Consider the following 18,335-nt stretch of genomic DNA (forward strand, 5'->3'; position numbering starts at 1 on the left):
AACTTCACTGATCAGACCAGTATCCCCATCAACTTCGCTTTCGCCACCGCCTGAGTTCGGCGTTCCACACCCAACTTTCCGTTTATTCTCCGCGCATGGGTCTTTACTGTATGCAACGAAATAAAAAGTTGTTCGGCAACTTGCTGATTCGAAGCACCTTGAGCAATCAACATCAGCACTTCGCGCTCGCGTCGGCTGAGGCCCGGGGCAAGATCACCGTTATCGCCCGGCCAGACAGGAACCTGTTTGCCAGACACCGTGCCAACGCCGCCTCGGCGTAATTCCCACTCCCGCATGGCTTGCTGCAACCGGCAACGTTCCACCAGCGTTGCGGCTCGCTGCAAAGCCTGCTGCGCCGCCACCATGTCACCGTTGGATTCCGCCAACTGGGCGAAGGCCAGCAGCAACTCGGTTTGCGCCGTCAACATGCCTCTGGCCTGGGCGTGATCCAACCATCGCTCAATGGTTGGCAGACGGTTTTCGCCCGGATTTAATTGCGCCTGCGCGCAGGCTAGCAGGTATTCAATACGGATGATCAGCTCGAATGTCGCGGGCGGCGCCTGTAGCCCGGAGGGTCCACGGTAATGCCGTAACAGCCGGCTCAACGCCTCCTGCACCCGTTGCGGCCGGCCCTGCTGTAACCAGAACTGACTGCTGACCTGCAGCACGATACCGCGATAGACGGTATCGGGAATCTGTCGCTGCTGCATCACCCTTTCAGCCTCGCGCAGACGCTCGAACGCGCAGGCATAATCACCGCGATTGCCGGCCAGTTGCGCCTGCCCCACGTAGCCATACAAGACCCGCTTGTCCTGGCTGCGCAAGCAATCCTCAAGACCCCGGCTGAACAGATCCGCAGCCTGCGCTTCAAGTCCCATGCACAGCGCCAGCCGTCCGCGTCGCAGCGCAATCCGGCCCAGCAGCGGCGTGGGTACCATGGCGCGCTGGCGCAGCAGGTGCTCGATGTCCACCAGCAGACTTTCGGCGCGCACAGGCGCTCCTCGCTGCTCCAGCCATTGCGCATGGTCAAGCTCGAGCAACCCCTCGAACAGCAAGGAGCCGTGCGCACGCGCCAGGCACAGCGCTTCGCGGTTGAGGGCATGGGCCTGATCGAGCTCACCGCACAGTAACGCCTGCTGGGTCAGTCCCGACAGGCACAACAAGCGCGCCTGCCAGGCGTCGTCAGCCAGCGCTGACAACGCCTCCTGAAAGCACGCGCGCGCAGGCTCCATCTGCCCTTGCAGGTGGCACAGCCAGCCGTGTTGCGCCAGCCAACGGGCCAGCAATTGCTGCTCAAGGTGTGCGGTCGGCTGCGGCATGAAGCGGGCGAGATGGCCGAGGCATTGCCCGGCCTGTTCGAAGCGGCCGGCGAACAGCAAAGCCCCGGTGACCAGCCCGATCAACTGCGGGGTCATCAGGGTCAGCTCCTGGCTTTGACGCTCATGCAGGCGCAAAAGAAGGACCACGATCTGGTCTTCGAACAAATCCTCGAAACTCAAATGCTGCAGCAGACTTATGGCGGTTTCGTATTCCTCGGCCAGCAACGCTTGCTCGAACGCAGCTCGCCAATCCAGCGTCGCGGTGAACCACTGACAGGCGCGCCGGTGCCAGGAACGCGCACACGGCCAATGCGATTCCTGCATGATGCGCGACAGCGGGAGGAAGACCTGAAGCCAGTCGGCGGATTGCTGCCATGGTTCGATAAAGCAGCCCAACACTTGCAGATCATGCAGCAGTTGCGCGCCTTCGCCGGGGCCGAACAAATGCTCGCATAACGGCGCGTTGAACCGTGGCAGATGAGCCAGAACACGCCACGCCTCGTCCTGTTCCGGGGTCAGGTGGCTGAAGAGTTCGTGCTGCAGGTAATCGAGCAGCGTGTCGACACGCTGCTGCGGCTGCAGGTTTTGCGACCAGTCGCATTTTTGCAGGATCGCCATGCGCGCCCCCGCGCACCAACCGCCGGTACGCTGGATGATATGGGCAGCGACACGGCTCGCCTGATCTGGCGGCAAATGGCCCAACACCGCTACGACCTCATCATGAGTCAGCGCCAGACTGGCGCCCTCGGACTCGTAGAGTTCGTCATCAAGCAACAGACGCGGCCAGTTGCACTGCGGCCGGCGGCGAGTGCTGATCCACCAAGTCAGCGCCGGGCTGCTGACCGTCAGCAACCGATCCAGTAAAGCATCCAGCGCCGGATCCGGCAGACGGCTGTAGTCGTCGATAAACAGCGAGGTCGACCTGGACCAATGTGCCAGCTCCGCCATCAGTTGTGTAACGTCCAGGCCTTCGGCCAGCCCTAGCGCCCGAGTCAGTCGCAGGCAGAATGCCTCGGGGCTGAGCGCAACTCCCGCCAGCGGCAGCCAGATCGCCTCGCACTCCCCACGCACTTGCAGCAGACATTCAGTGAGCAGTGCGGTTTTGCCACTGCCCGCAGGCGCACACAACAGCCTGACCCGCGCGTTGGCGGCCAGCAACGGTTCGCTCAAGCGAGTGCGAGGCTGATGATGTGAAGAAAGCCTGGGCTGAAATCCGGGTCGATCCAGGCATGCTGTCATGGCGGTCATCGGCTGAGCCTTCTTATCGTTGTGCGCTCACCCTAGCCCTCTCCCGCGAGCTTGTTGACGAGTATTCAGCACGCTGATTGACGACCATAAAAAAGGCGACCGTGCGGTCGCCTTCTGTCCAGCGGTGTGGCAGAACCGTTAGCGCACGCCCTCGGCGCGCAGGGCCGATGGCGTGTAGTCGGCGGCCTTGGCTTCGAAGCCGAATTCGAAGCTGTGTTTCTCTTCGTTCTTCATGCCCAAGGCAATGTAGCGGCCGGCGATGATGTCGTAGAGCGCTTCGAGTGTGTAGGCCTGGGCCTGGTGATCGTAGTAGTACTGCGCGTGACCTTCGGCAACGCGCCACAGTTGCCCGCGACCGTCGTAGTGATCGGCCAGTGCCACTTGCCAGCTGTCCTCGTCGATGTACATGTGGCGCTTGGCGTAGATGTGCCGCTCGTTCGGCTTCACCGTGCCGATCACCTCCCAGACGCGGTGCAGTTCGTAGCGGGTCAGGTCCTGATTGATGTGCCCGGCCTTGACGATGTCGTCGTACTTGAGCTTCGGCGAGTCGAGCTTGTAGCTGTTGTAGGGAATGTACATTTCCTTCTTGCCGACCAGTTTCCAGTCGTAGCGATCCGGCGCGCCGGAAAACATGTCGAAGTTGTCGGAAGTGCGCAGACCATCTGCCGCTGTGCCCGGGCCGTCATACGCCACTTGCGGCGCGCGCCGGACGCGGCGCTGACCGGCGTTATAGATCCACGCCAGACGCGGTTCCTTCACCTGATCGAGGGTTTCATGGACCAGCAGCACGTTACCGGCCAGCCGCGCCGGGGCGGTCACCGATTGCTTGAAGAAGGTCAGCACGTTGGCCGCTTTGTCCGGGTCGATGTCCTTCATCAGTTGCGGCACGGCGATCTCTTCTTCGAAGCGGATCGGCGTGTAGCTGCCATTGGTCTGCGGCGTGACCTGGGTGATGATCCGCCGCAAATTGCCGCCGTGATAACGGGTGATGTGGTTCCACAGCACCTCGACGCCGTTCTTCGGAATCGGGAAGGCGTAATAGCGATTGCCGGTGAAATTGGCCAGGCCGTTACCGTCGTTGATCGCATTCACATTCAGGGCGCTGCGCTTGGCCGACTCGTAGATTTCCGCCGGTGCGCCCACGGTGCGGTGGGTCGGATAAACCGGGATCTTGTAGGTTTCCGGGTAGCGTTTGAACATCGCTATCTGGCCATCGGAGAGCTTGCTCTTGTACTGCTCGACGTTCGCCGCAGTGATGGTGAACAGCGGTTTTTCGTTGGCGAAGGGGTCGGCAAGGAAACCCTTGCTGTCCACCGCGCCGGCGTTTTTCGCGATGCCGCCGGTCCACGCCGGAATCGAACCGTCGGCATTGCCGGCCTTCTCGGCGCCGAGCGGAGTCAGGCTGGTGCCGAGTTTGTTCGCTTCATCCGGCGAAACCGCCGCCATCACATTGGCCGCCAGCAGACTCAAGGCCAGCACGCCACATTGCAGAATCGTTTTGCGCATTGCAGTCATCCTTCTCGGGCAGATCAGAAGTTCACGCCGAAGCTCAGGGCCACGAAGTCACGGTCTTCGAGGACGTTGTAGTCGCCACCGAAAAAGTCGGTGTAACTGAGGCTCGCGGTGTAGGTGTTGCGGTAGTCGGCATCGACGCCGAAGCTCACGGCTTTCGCACCTTCGTTGAACAGACCGTTGGGGCCGTAACCGGCGACGTCGTGCGACCACGACAGGTTGGGCTTGAGGTTGATCCCGCCGATGACGTTGGCGTAATCGAGAATCGCCCGGGCGCGATAGCCCCACGAGGTCGAGGTGACGAAACCGTCGGTGTCGCCGCCAAAACCGTACTGGCCGTAGACCGAATCACGGCCATAACGCAGCTCACTGCGCGACTCCAGGCCACCGACATGCACCACCGCCGCTTCGCCGACTACGGTCAGGCGTTCAGCGCCCAGCACCTGATCGAAGAAGTGTGTGAGGGTGCTCTGGATCTGCGTGACTTCCTTGCGCCGGTAGCCTTTGTTGTCCGCGCCCGGCGAAGTGGCGACTGGCGATGCCGTGCCGCCGGCAATCGGGTTGACCAGCGCCAGGGTCAGGTCGTTGGTGTTGACCTGCACCGGCGCGTTCGGCCGGTAGCTGATCTCGCCGGTCCACGCGGTACCGGTCGGCAGAGTGGTCGAGAAGCTCGCGCCGTACAGGCGAATGTCTTCCGGGTATTCGAGGTAGTACTGACCGCGCCCGAGCATCACGCTTTGCGCCAGCCCCGCGCCGCTGCCGGGCGCCAGGCCGTGGGCAATGCCGACCAGACCCGGCAACGCCGCCAGTGTCGACAGGCCCGCCGTGGTGGTGCCGACCGTCGGCGTACGGCTGTGGTAGTTCATGAAGTAGAGGCCGTATTCGGTGTCTTCGCCGAGCCAGCGCAGCGCCGTGCCCCACTGCCCCGAATCGCGCGCATCGCGGTCGCCGCCACGGGGGATCACCACGCCTTCGCGGGTGACCTGAATGCCTTGGCCGAACGCGGTGGTCAGCGGCACCAGTGGCGCCACCGCCGGACTGCCGACGGTGTAGCCGTTGTTGCAACCGTCCGCGGCTACGTCGACACCGAAGAACGTGCCGCAGTTGTCGAGAACGGTCTGGTCCCATTCCAGTTGATAGAAGCCTTCGACCGAAAGTTTGTCGGTCAGGCTTTGCGAGCCGAACAGCATGTTCACCGGGATCAGGCCTTCCTTGATCTCGGCACCGGGCCGCCGGAATGCCGAGACGTCGATCGGGTTGATGCTGTTGATCGAGTTGCCAATGAACGTGCTTTCGCCCCAGCTCACCACCTGCTTGCCGGCTCGCACGGTGCCCGGCAGATCGGCGATGGCGTAGTTGTGATAGACGAAGGCATCGAGAATCTGCGCGCCGGAAGACTTGGCGCCTTCCTTGCGGCCGCTGTCGCTGATCTGCTTGAACTCGCGGTCTTCGTCCTTGAGTTCAAAGTCGTACCAGTATTTGCCACGAACGAACACGCCAGTGTCGCCGTACTTCAGTTCGAGGTCGTGGATGCCCTTGAAGATTTTCGAGAAGGTTTCGCCCTTCTTGAAATTCAGACGCCCGTCATCACCGGTGGAGGATTGTCCGCTGCCGCCATTGACCGTGCTGACCAGCGAGCTGTCGGCATCGCGCAGGCCCCAGCTCGCGCCGATCGAGAGTGACGAGTCGAAGGTGCCTTCGATTTCGCCGATGTTGAAGGCAACCGCTTGCGCCTGGGCACAGCAACCCAAAGCCACCGCAGCGGCCAGCGCCTGCGGTGTGAAGATGGCGCGCATTGTTGTTTTTGTCATGCGTCTTCCCCGGTGAGTGACAGAAGGCCCCACCCTACTGCCGGGGGAAGCGGTCGATAAGCGCACCAAGGAGGTATTTGCGTTGTCGCTCGAAAGGATGAATGTCCTTGCAGGGCGGGGCCTGGAACGGTTCATGGACTGGCTGGATGGCCCATCATCAGCGCCATGCATGGGCACGCAACTGTTGCGCGCCCCGTAACAGTGCATGTCTGGAATTGGTATTTTTCCTACAGACTCAAGCCCTTATCCTGAGCGCGCTTTCCCGGAACACGCCGGAAAGCGCGAAGCCCGCTGCGCAGATAGCGCAAGCGATTGGCTACCGATTTCGGATAAATCGATTTTTCGGTCTATCGCCCCGCTGTTCACTGACGTTGATTTGTAGCTCCTTGATCCAACGTCTTACCTTGGCCGCTGCGTTTGCAGCGGCCTTTTTTATGGGCGATTTCTTGTGCGATGTGCATGGGAGCGGGAATCAGGGCTCGCTGGAGCCCTGTCGATCGAGGGTAGGGGTTAAACCGAGTACTTGTGCAAATTCGCCATCATTTCCTTCAGCGCCTCGATATTGTCTTTTGGGTGCGCCGCCCCTTCGAAGTCACAAATCTGCTGCCAGTGCGCCGCGACATCTTCCGGCGAGAAGCCTACGCGCGGATCAAAACCGGCACCGAGGCTGCGTTCCCAACGCACCTTGCCCATCCATCCGCCGCCGACTTCGAACAGCCCGGACGTTTCCTGGCATTGCTCGCTGGCCAGATACACCACCAGCGGGCTGACCAGTTCCGGTTTCAGTTGCTCGAATACCTGCGGCGGGATCAGACCTTCTGTCATGCGCGTGCCGCCAGTTGGGGCGATGGCGTTGACCAGAATGTTGTTCTTGCGGCCCTCGATCGCCAATGTTCGGGTCAGACCGTAAAGGCCGAGTTTGGCCATGCCGTAGTTGGACTGACCGAAGTTGCCGTAAATGCCGGACGTCGACGCAGTGAAAATCACCCGGCCGTAGTTTTGCTCGCGCAGATGCGGCCATGCGGCGCGGGTCACTTTATAGGCGCCCTCGACATGGACGCGATAGACCAGATCCCAGTCGGCGTCGTCCATCTTGTGAAACGATTTGTCGCGCAGGATCCCGGCGTTGTTGACCACCACATCAACGCGCCCGAAGGCATCGAGGGCGTTCTGCACCAATTTGTCGCCGTCGGTGACCGAGTCATGGTTGGCTTCGGCAATACCGCCAGCCTCGCGGATTTCCGCCACCACGCGGTCGGCAGCCGAGGCGTTGGCGCCCTCGCCCTGTGTCGAGCCGCCGAGGTCGTTGACCAGCACCCTGGCGCCCTGTCTGGCGAACAGCAGCGCATGCGCACGACCGAGGCCGCCACCGGCGCCAGTGACTATCACGACTTTATCTTCGAAGCGCACAGGCTCATTCATCGCAGCAACTCCAGCAGGCCAGTATTGATCCTGAGTGTCAGGCACAGGGCTTTGAGTCACAACGAACACGGCTGAGGCTGAATGGTGCGCGATAAGGTTGCGCGATGATGAAGGCGTCAAAAGATCAAAAGATCGCAGCCTGCGGCAGCTCCTACACAAATCCAATGCAGGAGCTGCCGCAGGCTGCGATCTTTTGATCTGTCAGGAGTACGCCACTTTGCGCGGAGGCAATACCAGACGATCACGAAACGCCAGATAGTGCTTGAGTACCTGCACCGGCGCCTCGGTTTGCGGATAGTGACCGATGCCCGGCAACAGCACGGTGTCCGCATCAGCAATCAACTCGCGATAACGCTCAACCATGTGCACACCGGAAATTGGATCGACCGCGCCGTCGATCACCCGCAAGGGGATGTCACCACGCTGCATGGCCGTCACCCAGCGCTCACGTTGAACCCGGCGCTCGGGGATGTAAGTAATCAATTTGTGCAGGATGCGCGGGCCATGGTTGCTGTCGACCAGACTCCAGTAATCATCCAGTTCGCTTTCGCTCGGCTGCGTCTGCGGGCCGAAGATCTGCCGGAAACCTTTGACCAGCGCCTCACGACTGAATGTGCGACCGAGCAGCCAGCCAATCGGGCTGAGCAGCAGTTTCTGCATCAGTAACGGCCGGTGGGTTTCCGGAAACAGACCGCCATTGAGGAACACGCAACTGGCCACTTCGATGCGTTTCTCGTAATGCCGCGCGAGCAATTCCTGAGCAACGCTGTCGCCATAGTCGTGAGCGAGAATATGCACCGGCTGTTCGACCAGCAGATGGGCGAGCAACGCCTGTTGCAGATCGGCCTGTTCCAGCAGGCTGTAAGTGTGATTGCGCGGTTTCGCCGAGTCGCCGAAGCCGAGCATGTCGCAGGCGATCACCTGATAACGCTGCGCCAGTGGCTGCCAGAGGTAATGCCAATCCCAACTGGCAGTGGGGAAACCGTGGATCAACAGCAGCGGCTCACCCTGCCCGACCATCCAGTAGCGGATCGACTGACCACGAAAAACGAAGGTCCGGCTGCGCTTGCGCCAGACACACAGAGGAATCTCGGCGAGCGGCATTAGAATTTATACCCCGGGTCTTGTAGATCGAGTTTGCGCAGTAGCGCCGGCCAGGCCAGCGCGCCGCCCATGCCTTGCGCGCTCTTGGTGACGCCGGCAATCATCGCCTTGGCGCCAGCAAGAATCTGCGGTTCGATGGCGATCAGGTCCGCGCCGCCCGTTTGCGCCATGACCTGAATGTCGCAGGCACGCTGGAACGTGAACATCATCAGAAAGGTATCAGCGATGGTGCTGCCGCAGGTCAGCAGACCGTGGTTGTGCAGCATCAGGAAATTGTTGTCAGCCAGATCGGCCTGCAAGCGTGCTTTCTCTTCGTGATTGAGCGCCACGCCCTCGTAGGCGTGATAAGCCAGGCTCGACAACACGAACAGCGACTGCTGACTGATCGGCAACATCCCCTGCTTTTGCGCCGACACCGCAACACCCGACGCAGTGTGGGTATGCAGCACACAAACCACATCATGGCGCACTTCGTGGACGGCGCTGTGGATGGTGTAGCCGGCGGGGTTGATCTCGTACGGACTGTCCATCAGTTTGTTGCCGGCCTGATCGACTTTCACCAGGCTCGAGGCAGTGATCTCGTGAAACATCAGGCCAAACGGATTGATCAGGAAGTCTTCGGTGCCGGGCACCTTGGCGGAGATATGCGTAAAGATCAGATCGTCCCAGCCGTGCAGCGCGACCAGACGATAACAGGCGGCAAGGTCGACACGGGTCTGCCACTCGGCAGCGCTGACCTGGTCTTTGACACTCGGCGACGATTGGACGGGGGCTACGCTCACTGTATGCACCTCTGCGTTCTTCTTGTTCTGCTCGTGTCAGCAGTCTAGTCAGGCGCGGGGCATCGCGTAGTTGCATTGGCAGCCAGCTTGATGACTGAACGAGTCAGCCGGGCAAACGGCCTGTAGCCGTTCCAGTGCAACCACGCTTGCAAGGTGCAGCGAGAATGTCTGGCAATCAGCCCTTGAGCGCGTCCATCAACTGCGCCAGCCAGGGCTCGGCATCGGTTTCCGGCGTGACGCTTTCGCTGGCGTCGATGCGCAGCATTTCCTGCACCTCGTTCACACCCAGTTCGGCAAACAATTCACGCATTTGCTCGCCACCGCCGCAAAAGGTGTCGCCGTAGCTGGCATCACCCAGGGCGATCACTGCGCCTGGCAGCCCGCGTAACGTAGCAGGCAACTGATCGCGCAGGGACGAATACAACGGTTGCAGGTTGTCCGGCAGCTCGCCCATGCCCGTGGTCGAAGTCACAGCGAGAAGGGCCTCAGGCCCGAACGCCTGAATATCAGCCAGCGAGGCGCGCGAGTTGTAAAAGGTTTCAAAGCCGGCGGCTTTCAGCAGATTCTGGGCGTGGCGGGCGACTTCTTCGGCGGTGCCGTAGACCGAACCGGAGAGGATGGCGACTTTCATCAATCTGATCCTGAAACTGAAAAAAAGAGCCGCGATAGTAACAGCCCTCGCGCGGCAGTTGCGATCAGCTCCCACTCCACGCTGATGGCCTATAGACAGTCCGCGCCATTCTTCTAGAATGCCTGCCACTGACACAACGGAAGGGATTCTCGGATGATCAACGCCAGTCTGCTGCAATTGGTGATCAATGCCTCGAACGAGGGGATCGTGGTGGCGGAAAAGGAGGGTGATCAGGACAACATTCTCATCTACGTCAACCCTGCCTTCGAGCGCATGACCGGTTATAGCAGTGAGGAGATTCTTTATCAGGACTGTCGTTTCCTGCAGGCTGGAGACCGTGACCAACCGAGTCTGCAGCTGATTCGCGAGACATTGCGAAAGGGCGGTTCGTGCCGGGAAATCCTGCGTAACTATCGCAAGGACGGCACGCCATTCTGGAACGAGCTGTCGCTGTCGACGGTGAAGAATGCCGATGACGGGCAGACGTATTTCATCGGCGTGCAAAAGGATGTGACCGTTCAGGTCAAGGCGCTGCAACGGGTCGCGCAGCTGGAAGCACAAGTGGCGGCACTGCAAAGCGAGCTCGCGACAGTCAAAGCGACGAACGGCGCAAACAAAACCGCGAACTGACGGTCATTAACTACAATCACCAATGACTTTGTAACTATTCACTTCGAGTTAACCATGCAGCGCGACGCCCTCCTCACCCAGGACGAGCTGGATTTCATCCAGACCATGCAGCACAACCCGCAACTGAATGTGCGGGATGCGACGTCGAGTCTGCTGGTTAATGGCGGTTCGCAGATCCGTGATCTGCTGACCCGTCTTGCCGCTCATGAGCAAGTGACGATCCAGGCGAACTTCGAAAATCAGCAGATGACTTTTCCGCTGCATCTGGTGGAAGACGAGTTTCACGCGCTGCATCTGCGTCTCGGTGTGCCAAGCATTTACGAAGACGGGCCGATGGTGCGACCGTGGCGTCTGGTACTTGAGGAGCCGGTGGCGCTGGAAAATGCCAAGGGCCAGCCTGGCATGCTGTGGGTGCACGAAGTGTCGCACAAAGGCGTATTGCTGGAAGTGCGCAACAAGACCAAACCACCGAAGAACTTCGCCCTGTGGTTCAGCCCTTCCGGTTATGAGCGTATCTCGTTACGCGGCCATTTCGAGCGTGAAAACGAGCAAGGTTTCTACGCCTACGAACTGAGCCAGACCGATGCCGACGAAACCGAGCGCCTGCGCCAGTTCATTCTGCAACAGCATCGGCTGACCCACCCCGCCCTGCACGCCTGAGGTTCAGGTATCCAGCTTGCCTGCCATGAATTGCTTCATGCGTTGCCGCATTGTCCCGCCCTCGTTCCCCAGGCACGCCACTGCCGAGCCGGCCAGGCTGTCTTCGGCCAGTTCGGAGGCATCGCCCGCCAGCATCAACTGACAATCCAGGCTCAGCGCCAGACGATTCAGGCGCCGGGGCAGCTCTGGCCCGGGCGCATGATTGGAAAACAGCACAAGTGCCTCAGGTTTGACCTTTTCACAGACCAGCGTCAGCTCGTCGAAGGGTTGGCCGGTGGTCAGCACCCGTACGCCGGAATCGTTGCCGCTGAGAAACAGCGCCGCCACCAGTAACTCAAGCTCACGACACTGCCCGGCGAGCGCACTGACGATTATTCGCCGCGGCTGCGCGCCACGCAGCATGACGATGCGCTGCAACACACGCACTCTGAGAAAACCGTCGAGAAACAACCATTCGCTGGTTTGCCCGAAAGCCTCCTGCCGCTGCAGCAGTTGCCGCCACAACGGCATGATGATGGCTTCAAACACCACCGGCAGCGTGTACGACGAGAAGATCTGCCCATAGACGCGATCCAGTTGCTGGTCGTCGAACGCACTCACCGCCTGCTGAATCTGCTCCTGCCATTGCTTGTAATCGGCCTGCACATGGTCTTCGGGGATGAAGTTCGCCAGCACCTTCAAGGGCTCTGTCTTCGCCAGGATCTTGCCGACTTTGCTCACGGCCACGCCGCGGTCGATCCAGTCGACAATGCTGCGAACGCGCTCGATATCGTTCATTGAATACAGGCGATGCCCGCTTTCGGTGCGGGTCGGCTGGATCAATCCATAGCGACGCTCCCAGGCACGCAGGGTCACCGGGTTGACGCCGGTCACGCGCGCCACTTCGCGGATGGGAAACAGCTCCTCACGCTCGAGCGTGACGGGCACTGTCGAAGCCGGGCGAATGTCCGTGATTACAGGCATCTGGCGGTCAACTTCCATGTCGGTGAATTGGATCCCATTCTAAACACGATGGGGCGCAAGCGTTCAAGTAATGATCTGCGACGAAAGTGACTGGTTTAATCGACAAAATCAGGAATAATCCTTGCTTGTAGTAAAGCGCAGGCCTCTACCCCGGCCTGCGTCAGGCGAAGCTCTTACCCGGAGCAACGCGCTCGAAATACGGAGATACAAAATGTCTACTTCCCCCGTCACGCTGATGGTAGCGCGTCGCGTCGCCGATGGCCGTTATCACGATCTGATCGCCTGGCTGCGCGAAGGCGAACAATTGGCTACCGACTTCCCCGGCTACCTCGGTTCCGGCGTCCTTGCGCCACCGCCCGGCGATAATGAATTCCAGATCATTTTCCGTTTTGTCGATGAGCAGACGCTGCATGCGTGGGAATATTCTGCGTCGCGCACAGCCTGGCTGAACCGCGGCAGCGACTTGTTCGAACACCCCAAGGAGCATCGGGTCAGCGGCATCGAAGGCTGGTTCGGCGCTGCCGGGCAACGCCCACCGCGCTGGAAACAGGCCGTGGCGATCTGGCTGGCGTTTTTCCCGGTGTCGCTGATATTCAATTTTGTCCTCGGCCCGCTGCTGGCTGAGCTGAGTCTGTTGCCACGCATCTTGATCGGCACGGCTTGCCTGACACCGCTGATGGTGTATTTCTTCATCCCGTTGTCGACGCGCCTGCTGGCAAACTGGTTAAACAGCACGCCGACGAGGCTATTACCGGCCACGGCGTCGACGCAGAATCGTTGATCTCCAAGGGGCGGCGAGCCTGTTATAGTTTTCGCTTCAACCGCGATACGAGCCGCCCATGCCAGATTCCGCAGCCCCGATCCTCATCACCGGCGCCGGCCAGCGTGTCGGCCTGCACTGTGCGCAGCGTCTGCTCGAGGATGGCCATCGGGTCATCTTCACGTACCGGACCGAACGCCCGGGCGTGCAGCGATTGCACGATCTGGGCGCGACAGGCCTGTACGCGGACTTTTCCGGTGAGCCCGGGATTCTTGCCTTTATCGAAGTGCTGAAAGCCCACACCGACAGTTTGCGCGCGATCGTGCACAACGCCTCCGAATGGCTGGCGGAAACCCAGGGCAGCGAAGCTGAAGCTTTCAGTCGCATGCTCAACATTCACATGCTCGCGCCGTATCTGATCAACCTGCACTGCGCCGAGTTGCTGCAGCGCTCGACGCCAGCCGACATCATCCACATCAGCGACGACGTGACCCGCAAGGGCAGCAGCAAACACATCGGTTATTGCGCCAGCAAGGCCGGCCTCGACAGCTTGACCCTGTCGTTTGCCGCGCGCTTTGCGCCCGCCATCAAGGTCAACGGCATCGCTCCGGCACTGGTGCTGTTCAACCCCGACGACGACGCCGCCTACCGCGCCAAGGCACTGGCCAAATCTGCATTGGGGATCGAGCCCGGCAGCGAAGTGATCTACCAGAGCCTGCGCTATCTGCTCGACAATCCCTATGTCACCGGCACGACGCTCACCGTCAACGGCGGCCGGCACGTCAAATAGGCCGTCCCGCTTCGGCCGCGAGTCGAGTAAGATCCACCAGAACGCCTGCAATAGTCTGGACGGAGCTAATCAATGCCACAACTTCAACCGGGAATGGCGCGCATCCGGGTCAAGGATCTGCGCCTGCGCACCTTTATCGGCATCAACGAGGACGAAATCCTCAACAAACAGGATGTGCTGATCAATCTGACCATCCTGTACGCAGCTCAAGAAGCGGTGCGCGACAACGATATCGACCACGCGCTGAATTACCGCACCATCACCAAAGCGATCATCGCTCACGTCGAAGGCAACCGCTTCGCGCTGCTCGAACGCCTGACGCAAGAATTGCTCGATCTGGTGATGACCAATGCATCGGTGCTGTACGCCGAAGTCGAAGTCGACAAACCCCACGCGCTGCGCTTTGCCGAGTCGGTATCGATCACGCTCGCGGCAAGCCGCTAGCTACAAGCTTCAAGCCGCAAGCTGTAAACTTCGTTCACCGACACCCATCTTGCAGCTTGAAGCTTGCCGCTTGAAGCTGTCTCGCAGAGACTCCCATGACTGATCAACAACGCCTGGAACTCGAAGCCGCCGCCTTCCGCCGACTGGTCGCTCACCTCGACAGCCGCAAGGACGTGCAGAACATCGACCTGATGAACCTCGCCGGGTTCTGCCGCAACTGCCTGTCCAAGTGGTACAAGGCTGAAGCCGACCAACGTCAGATCGAGGTCAGCCTCGATGACGCCCGCGAAGTGGTGTACGGCATGCCCTACGCCGAGTGGAAGGCCCAATACCAGCAAGAAGCCAGCGCCGAACAGCAAGCGGCGTTCGCCAAAGGAAAACCCAATGACTGATCTGACCACCCTGCGCGCCAGCCTCAAGAGCGGCGAACACGCTTTTGCCGACACCCTTGCATTCATTGCCGCCGGTTACGACTACCAGCCTCAAGCGTTCAACAATGGCGGCGTGGAAAACGCTGCCGGGCAAAACGAAGGTTCGTGCAAGACGCTGGGTCTGGCCCTGCTGGAAGGCTTGAGCGATGAAGAAGCGTTGCTGGCGTTCGGCGAGCATTACCGTTCGGTGCTGGCGACGCCTGAGGGCAGCGATCACGGCAACATCCGCGCGCTGATCAAGCACGGCCTGGCCGGGGTGAAATTCACCGCGCCACCCCTGACCCGCCGCTGATCCCAACAGCCACCCATACCCCCTGTGGGAGCGAGCCTGCTCGCGAAGACGGACTGACATTATCGTTGATGTCGACTGATAGACCGCTTTCGCGAGCAGGCTCGCTCCCACACTGGATAGGTGGTGGCGGTGAATAGCGAGCGTAAAAAAACCGGCCGTCTCTGGCCGGTTTTTTTGTGCCCTGCGGTCTTAGAACGTGGCGTTCTGCAGGCCGTCCAGGTAACGCTCGGTGTCCAGCGCCGCCATGCAACCGGCACCGGCCGAGGTGATCGCCTGACGGTAAACGTGGTCAGCCACGTCACCGGCAGCGAAGATGCCTTCGACGCTGGTGGCCGTTGCGTTGCCTTCACGGCCACCGTGCACCACCAGGTAACCGTCTTTGAGGGTCAACTGGCCTTCAAACAGCGAGGTGTTCGGGGTGTGGCCGATGGCGATGAACACGCCGTCGACTTTGATCTCGTCGAAGCTGCCATCGTTGTTACGCAGACGCGCACCGGTGACGCCCATGTTGTCGCCGAGGACTTCGTCCAGGTTGGCGTTCAGCTTGAGGATGATCTTGCCTTCGGCCACACGGGCGTTGAGCTTGTCGATCAGGATCTTCTCGGCGCGGAAGGTTTCGCGACGGTGGATCAGGGTCACGGTGCTGGCGATGTTGGCCAGATACAGCGCTTCTTCCACAGCAGTATTGCCACCGCCAACCACGGCGACCGGTTTGTTGCGATAGAAGAACCCGTCGCAGGTCGCGCAGGCCGACACGCCTTTGCCCATGAACGCTTCTTCCGAAGGCAGGCCCAGGTAGCGGGCGCTGGCGCCAGTGGCAATGATCAGCGCGTCGCAGGTGTAGACGGCGCTGTCGCCGGTCAGGGTGTACGGCTTGGCTGCAAAGTCCACGGCGTTGATGTGATCGAACACGATCTCGGTTTCAAAACGCTCGGCGTGCTCGCGCATGCGTTCCATCAGCACCGGACCGGTCAGGCCGTGAACATCGCCCGGCCAGTTGTCGACTTCGGTGGTGGTGGTCAGTTGACCGCCAGCCTGCATACCGGTGATCAGCAGTGGCTTGAGGTTGGCGCGGGCCGCGTAGACCGCAGCGCTGTAACCGGCAGGGCCGGAACCGAGAATGATCACTCGCGAATGACGGACTTCAGACATGAATCTGCTCCTGTTGGCCGGCCATGAAAGATCTGGCGCGGACGCCGGACTGCCGGCGGAATAAAAAAGGACCGTGGAGACCTTGGGGAAGGCTTGAACTCGACAGTCCTGTAAAAAGTTGGGTGCAGCGTATCGAGGGGGGCAAGATTAAGGAAATACGGTTTAACAATCCAGCTCATAGGTGGTCTCTATGCCGAGTCGCTGACCAGATGAGCGTCTTTGTTACAGTGAATGTCGATCGCTCTGCCACGCTTTCGCCGCTGCGACAAAGCCGGTAACGTCGGCGCGTTTTCCCTAGCTTCGGAGCACCTTATGCCCGCCCCCGTTCTGTCCGGCCCGCAATACCTGCGCGAAGGCCTCAAACTGGTCTTGAGCCCGGGCCTGCGCCTGTTCGTGTTGCTGCCGCTGGCGATCAACCTGGTGCTGTTCGTCGGATTGATCTATCTGGCCGGCCACCAGTTCAGCCTGTGGGTCGACACGCTGATGCCGTCGTTGCCTGAATGGCTGAGTTTCCTCAGCTACATTCTGTGGCCGCTGTTCGTGGTCCTCGTGGCCTTGATGGTGTTCTTCACATTCACCATGCTCGCCAACATCATTGCCGCACCGTTCAACGGTTTTCTCGCGGAAAAAGTCGAAGTGGTGGTGCGCGGCACCGATGATTTCCCGGCGTTCAGCTGGGGCGAACTGATCGCAATGATCCCCCGCACTCTGGCCCGGGAAATGCGCAAGCTCGGCTACTTCCTGCCGCGTGCCATCGGCTTGTTCATCCTCTCGTTTATCCCGGTAGTGAACATCGTCGCCGCGCCGCTGTGGTTGTTGTTTGGTGTGTGGATGATGGCGATCCAGTACATCGACTACCCGGCGGACAACCACAAACTGGGCTGGAACGAGATGCTCGCCTGGCTGCGGCAGAAGCGCTGGCAGAGCATGAGTTTTGGCGGGATTGTCTATCTGGTGTTGCTGATTCCGGTGGTCAACATTCTGATGATGCCGGCAGCGGTGGCGGGAGCGACGTTGTTCTGGGTGCGCGAGCGTGGTGCCGAGAATCTGGTGATACAACACTGATCGCGTCACAAATCCGTCATCCGAACGTCACAACGTCGACATGGCCTCAGCCGACACTGAGGTCATGACGACAGCTCTACACATCACCCTCATCAGCGAAACCTTCCCACCGGAAATCAACGGCGTGGCCAATACCCTTGGCCGCTTGTGCGAGGGCTTGCGCGCGCGCGGGCATCGGGTGGAGCTGGTGCGCCCACGTCAGGCCGGTGATCCGCAGCGCAGCCAAGACGATGCGCTGTTGCTGTGTCGCGGATGGCCGCTGCCGGGCTATCCGGGGCTGCAATGGGGCCAGTCGTCGATGCATAAATTGCTGCGCCGCTGGAAACGCCAGCGTCCGGACGTTCTCTATATAGCCACCGAAGGCCCGCTCGGGTTGTCGGCATTGCGCGCCGCGCGGCGCCTGGGGATTGCGGTCGTCAGCGGCTTCCACACCAACTTTCAGCAGTACACCAGCCAGTATGGTCTGGAGCTGCTGACACGTTTGCTCACCCACTACCTCCGCTGGTTTCACAATCGTTCGGCAATGACCCTGGTGCCTAGCGTCAGCCAACGCCTGGAGCTGGAGCGCCGGCACTTCGAGCGATTGGCGTTGTTGTCGCGGGGAGTGGACAGCCAGCTGTTCCACCCGAGCAAACGGCAGAACGCGTTGCGTGAGCAATGGGGACTGTCCGAGCAGGATATCGCTGTGATTCACGTCGGACGACTCGCCCCGGAGAAGAATCTGGGACTGCTCAAGCGTTGCTTTGACACCCTGCGGGAAACCTATCCACAGCGCCGTTTGAAACTGATCGTGGTCGGAGATGGCCCGCAGCGTTCATTGCTGGAAAAACAAATGCCGGACGCGATTTTCTGCGGTGCTCAGCGTGGAGAAGCACTGGCGGCGCACTATGCTTGCGGTGATCTTTTCGTGTTTCCCAGCCTGACGGAAACCTTCGGCAACGTTGTGCTGGAAGCCTTGGCTTCGGGACTCGGCGTGGTGGCGTACGACCAGGCAGCGGCGGCGCAACATATTCGCCACGGCTACAACGGCGTGTCAGCCATGCCCGGCGATGAGCAGGCGTTTTGCGAAGCGGCGGCGTGGTTGCTGGAGGAGGATGAGCGGTTGCGCTGCGTAAGGTTGAATGCGCGTCAGCATGGCAGTCGCCAGGGATGGGCGGCGATTATCGAGCAGTTCGAGGGGTATTTGCGCGGGGCTTGTATCGGGGAGCAAGTAATTCCTCGGGCGCAGACACAACCTTAGATTTTCGTCGACATAAAAACAGCTTTCGCGAGCAGGCTCGCTCCCACATGGGCACCGCATTCCGTCACCTGAAATGCGA

Annotated in this window: 18 protein-coding genes; 9 read left to right on the forward strand and 9 right to left on the reverse strand. The window is 60.5% G+C overall.

Features of this window, described 5'->3' with window-relative positions:
- Positions 1-11: 11 nt before the first annotated feature.
- From AEQ63_RS19450 to AEQ63_RS19480, 7 genes are all read right to left on the reverse strand, one after another.
- Positions 12-2,567, reverse strand: coding sequence for a helix-turn-helix transcriptional regulator (locus tag AEQ63_RS19450; RefSeq protein WP_064364443.1), 2,556 nt, complete (start codon positions 2,565-2,567; stop codon positions 12-14).
- A 138-nt stretch (positions 2,568-2,705) separates the two neighbouring features.
- A complete protein-coding gene (locus tag AEQ63_RS19455) occupies positions 2,706-4,073 on the reverse strand; it encodes a DUF1329 domain-containing protein (protein ID WP_042607660.1) in 1,368 nt (455 codons plus the stop codon).
- Positions 4,074-4,096: 23 nt separating this feature from the next.
- A complete protein-coding gene (locus AEQ63_RS19460; protein WP_064364444.1) occupies positions 4,097-5,890 on the reverse strand; it encodes a DUF1302 domain-containing protein in 1,794 nt (597 codons plus the stop codon).
- Between the two features lie 510 nt (positions 5,891-6,400).
- A complete protein-coding gene (locus AEQ63_RS19465; RefSeq protein WP_064364445.1) occupies positions 6,401-7,312 on the reverse strand; it encodes an SDR family oxidoreductase in 912 nt (303 codons plus the stop codon).
- 201 nt (positions 7,313-7,513) lie between these two features.
- Positions 7,514-8,416, reverse strand: coding sequence for an alpha/beta fold hydrolase (locus tag AEQ63_RS19470; RefSeq protein ID WP_064364446.1), 903 nt, complete (start codon positions 8,414-8,416; stop codon positions 7,514-7,516).
- A complete protein-coding gene (locus AEQ63_RS19475; RefSeq protein WP_064364447.1) occupies positions 8,416-9,198 on the reverse strand; it encodes a class II aldolase/adducin family protein in 783 nt (260 codons plus the stop codon). The genes AEQ63_RS19470 and AEQ63_RS19475 overlap by 1 nt, the downstream gene beginning before the upstream one ends.
- A gap of 175 nt (positions 9,199-9,373) precedes the next feature.
- Positions 9,374-9,829 carry a flavodoxin gene (locus AEQ63_RS19480; protein WP_042607655.1) on the reverse strand — a complete coding sequence of 152 codons (456 nt, stop codon included), beginning with the start codon at positions 9,827-9,829 and terminating at the stop codon, positions 9,374-9,376.
- A gap of 153 nt (positions 9,830-9,982) precedes the next feature.
- Here AEQ63_RS19480 and AEQ63_RS19485 point away from each other — a divergent pair, with 153 nt between their 5' ends.
- Both AEQ63_RS19485 and AEQ63_RS19490 read left to right on the forward strand, forming a co-directional pair.
- Positions 9,983-10,459, forward strand: a complete 477-nt coding sequence (locus AEQ63_RS19485; RefSeq protein WP_064364448.1) for a PAS domain-containing protein — start codon at positions 9,983-9,985, stop codon at positions 10,457-10,459.
- A gap of 54 nt (positions 10,460-10,513) precedes the next feature.
- Complete coding sequence (locus tag AEQ63_RS19490; protein WP_064364449.1) at positions 10,514-11,119, forward strand: hypothetical protein; 606 nt, start codon at positions 10,514-10,516, stop codon at positions 11,117-11,119.
- A 3-nt stretch (positions 11,120-11,122) separates the two neighbouring features.
- Here AEQ63_RS19490 and AEQ63_RS19495 read toward each other — a convergent pair whose 3' ends face one another.
- Positions 11,123-12,082 carry a MerR family transcriptional regulator gene (locus AEQ63_RS19495; protein WP_064364450.1) on the reverse strand — a complete coding sequence of 320 codons (960 nt, stop codon included), beginning with the start codon at positions 12,080-12,082 and terminating at the stop codon, positions 11,123-11,125.
- A 211-nt stretch (positions 12,083-12,293) separates the two neighbouring features.
- Here AEQ63_RS19495 and AEQ63_RS19500 point away from each other — a divergent pair, with 211 nt between their 5' ends.
- The 5 genes from AEQ63_RS19500 (at position 12,294) to AEQ63_RS19520 (ending at position 14,799) form a co-directional block, all read left to right on the forward strand.
- Positions 12,294-12,863 carry an antibiotic biosynthesis monooxygenase gene (locus tag AEQ63_RS19500; protein WP_064364451.1) on the forward strand — a complete coding sequence of 190 codons (570 nt, stop codon included), beginning with the start codon at positions 12,294-12,296 and terminating at the stop codon, positions 12,861-12,863.
- A gap of 58 nt (positions 12,864-12,921) precedes the next feature.
- On the forward strand, positions 12,922-13,632 hold the full coding sequence (gene folM / locus AEQ63_RS19505; protein WP_064364452.1) for a dihydromonapterin reductase: 711 nt from the start codon (positions 12,922-12,924) through the stop codon (positions 13,630-13,632).
- A 72-nt stretch (positions 13,633-13,704) separates the two neighbouring features.
- On the forward strand, positions 13,705-14,076 hold the full coding sequence (gene folX / locus AEQ63_RS19510; protein WP_016771653.1) for a dihydroneopterin triphosphate 2'-epimerase: 372 nt from the start codon (positions 13,705-13,707) through the stop codon (positions 14,074-14,076).
- Between the two features lie 95 nt (positions 14,077-14,171).
- Positions 14,172-14,468, forward strand: coding sequence for a DUF1244 domain-containing protein (locus AEQ63_RS19515; RefSeq protein ID WP_056782977.1), 297 nt, complete (start codon positions 14,172-14,174; stop codon positions 14,466-14,468).
- Positions 14,461-14,799 carry a HopJ type III effector protein gene (locus AEQ63_RS19520; protein WP_064364453.1) on the forward strand — a complete coding sequence of 113 codons (339 nt, stop codon included), beginning with the start codon at positions 14,461-14,463 and terminating at the stop codon, positions 14,797-14,799. Before AEQ63_RS19515 ends, AEQ63_RS19520 begins: the two co-directional genes overlap by 8 nt.
- Before the next feature lie 189 nt (positions 14,800-14,988).
- Here AEQ63_RS19520 and trxB read toward each other — a convergent pair whose 3' ends face one another.
- Positions 14,989-15,951 carry a thioredoxin-disulfide reductase gene (gene trxB, locus AEQ63_RS19525; protein WP_042607647.1) on the reverse strand — a complete coding sequence of 321 codons (963 nt, stop codon included), beginning with the start codon at positions 15,949-15,951 and terminating at the stop codon, positions 14,989-14,991.
- A 312-nt stretch (positions 15,952-16,263) separates the two neighbouring features.
- Here trxB and cysZ point away from each other — a divergent pair, with 312 nt between their 5' ends.
- On the forward strand, positions 16,264-17,016 hold the full coding sequence (cysZ, locus tag AEQ63_RS19530) for a sulfate transporter CysZ (RefSeq protein WP_042607646.1): 753 nt from the start codon (positions 16,264-16,266) through the stop codon (positions 17,014-17,016).
- 40 nt (positions 17,017-17,056) lie between these two features.
- Positions 17,057-18,256 (forward strand): glycosyltransferase family 4 protein, encoded by a 1,200-nt coding sequence (locus AEQ63_RS19535; protein ID WP_064364454.1) that lies wholly within the window; start codon positions 17,057-17,059, stop codon positions 18,254-18,256.
- Positions 18,257-18,335 lie beyond the last annotated feature (79 nt).

Source organism: Pseudomonas sp. RIT-PI-o (assembly GCF_001297215.1).
In the GTDB taxonomy this organism is placed as follows: Bacteria; Pseudomonadota; Gammaproteobacteria; order Pseudomonadales; family Pseudomonadaceae; genus Aquipseudomonas; species Aquipseudomonas moraviensis_A.

Coding starts and splice junctions, on each gene's coding strand:
- trxB (WP_042607647.1), bottom strand. CDS start 15,951: ATGTCTGAAGTCCGTCATTCGCGAGTGATCATTCTCGGTTCCGGCCCT.
- AEQ63_RS19450 (WP_064364443.1), bottom strand. CDS start 2,567: ATGACCGCCATGACAGCATGCCTGGATCGACCCGGATTTCAGCCCAGG.
- folM (WP_064364452.1), top strand. CDS start 12,922: ATGCCAGATTCCGCAGCCCCGATCCTCATCACCGGCGCCGGCCAGCGT.
- AEQ63_RS19470 (WP_064364446.1), bottom strand. CDS start 8,416: ATGCCGCTCGCCGAGATTCCTCTGTGTGTCTGGCGCAAGCGCAGCCGG.
- AEQ63_RS19515 (WP_056782977.1), top strand. CDS start 14,172: ATGACTGATCAACAACGCCTGGAACTCGAAGCCGCCGCCTTCCGCCGA.
- AEQ63_RS19480 (WP_042607655.1), bottom strand. CDS start 9,829: ATGAAAGTCGCCATCCTCTCCGGTTCGGTCTACGGCACCGCCGAAGAA.
- AEQ63_RS19465 (WP_064364445.1), bottom strand. CDS start 7,312: ATGAATGAGCCTGTGCGCTTCGAAGATAAAGTCGTGATAGTCACTGGC.
- AEQ63_RS19485 (WP_064364448.1), top strand. CDS start 9,983: ATGATCAACGCCAGTCTGCTGCAATTGGTGATCAATGCCTCGAACGAG.
- AEQ63_RS19500 (WP_064364451.1), top strand. CDS start 12,294: ATGTCTACTTCCCCCGTCACGCTGATGGTAGCGCGTCGCGTCGCCGAT.
- AEQ63_RS19520 (WP_064364453.1), top strand. CDS start 14,461: ATGACTGATCTGACCACCCTGCGCGCCAGCCTCAAGAGCGGCGAACAC.
- AEQ63_RS19535 (WP_064364454.1), top strand. CDS start 17,057: ATGGCCTCAGCCGACACTGAGGTCATGACGACAGCTCTACACATCACC.
- AEQ63_RS19455 (WP_042607660.1), bottom strand. CDS start 4,073: ATGCGCAAAACGATTCTGCAATGTGGCGTGCTGGCCTTGAGTCTGCTG.
- AEQ63_RS19460 (WP_064364444.1), bottom strand. CDS start 5,890: ATGACAAAAACAACAATGCGCGCCATCTTCACACCGCAGGCGCTGGCC.
- AEQ63_RS19490 (WP_064364449.1), top strand. CDS start 10,514: ATGCAGCGCGACGCCCTCCTCACCCAGGACGAGCTGGATTTCATCCAG.
- AEQ63_RS19495 (WP_064364450.1), bottom strand. CDS start 12,082: ATGCCTGTAATCACGGACATTCGCCCGGCTTCGACAGTGCCCGTCACG.
- folX (WP_016771653.1), top strand. CDS start 13,705: ATGCCACAACTTCAACCGGGAATGGCGCGCATCCGGGTCAAGGATCTG.
- cysZ (WP_042607646.1), top strand. CDS start 16,264: ATGCCCGCCCCCGTTCTGTCCGGCCCGCAATACCTGCGCGAAGGCCTC.